1 protein-coding gene is annotated in these 1,137 nt (G+C 68.6%); it reads left to right on the top strand.

Annotation, left to right across the window (positions count from 1 at the left end; translation table 11 throughout):
- Positions 1 to 42 precede the first annotated feature (42 nt).
- Positions 43 to 1,137: ISAs1 family transposase (locus ACYVK5_RS25710; RefSeq protein WP_460709110.1), on the top strand; the 1,095-nt coding region annotated here is incomplete at its 3' end.

Genomic DNA, 1,137 nt, shown 5'->3' with positions numbered 1-1,137 from the left:
TCTCACACTGCCCGGTCCGTCTCGAAGGAACACGCTCCCGCGATGTCATCGTCTCGCACGCGCTCGTCTGCGTCCAAGCCCGTCTCGTCGAAGCCGGTTGCCCGCGATGTCCTCCTGTTCGACCTGCTGGGAAGACTCCCTGACCCGCGTGCGCGGCGCGGGCGGCGGCACAGTGCTGCCGGGCTGGTCGCGGTGGCGGTGTGCGCGGTCCTGACGAACGCGCAGGGGTTCACCGCGATCGCGGAGTGGGCCGCCGATGCCGGCAAGCGGCGACTGGCCCGGCTGGGCATGACCCGCGGGCCGGCGGACGAGTCGACGTTCCGCCGCCTGTTCAGCAGGCTGGATGCGGATCTGCTGGACCGGCTCCTTTGTTCCTGGACGTGCACGAAGGCCGCAGTGGTCGGAGGGTTGCGCGTGTACGCGATCGACGGGAAGTCGGCCCGCGGAGCCCGCAAGAAGGGCGCGACCACGTCGTTCCTGGTCTCGGCTTTCGACCACGCCACCGGAATGGTCACCGCCCAGATCGGCATCGGGTCCAAGGACTCGGAGATCACCGCCGCCCGCACCCTGCTGGACCTGCTCGACCTCAAGGGCGCGATCCTGACGCTGGACGCCCTACATACCCAGACCGTCACCGCGGCGCAGATCCTTGCCGCCGGAGCGCACTACGTCCTGACCGTCAAGGGCAACCAGAAGACCCTCTATCGCGAGCTGAAGAAGCTGCCCTGGGCCAAGATCCCGTCCACGAGCACGACCCAGGCCGGGCACGGGCGCAAGGCCACCCGCACGATCAAGGTCCTCGACGCCCCGACGTGGATCACGTTCGAAGGCGCCGTTCAGGTCGCCCAGCTGCGCCGCACGACCACGACGAAAGGTAAGAAGAGCGTCGAGGTCGTCTACCTCATCACCTCCGCCGGCGCCCGCCTGGCAACCCCGACCGTGCTGGCCACCTGGATCCAGGGGCACTGGACGATCGAGAACCGGCTCCACTGGGTCCGTGACGTCACGCTCGGCGAGGACAAGTCCCAGATCGCCGACGGCAGCGCACCCCAGATCATGGCCACAATCCGCAACATCGTCATCGCGATCCTGCGCCACGCAGGCTGGGACAACCTCGCCGAGGCCACCCGTCACCAC

Source organism: Myceligenerans halotolerans (assembly GCF_054782975.1).
Note: the sequence above shows the minus strand (reverse complement) of the source record. Positions and strands in the feature narration are given on the sequence as shown.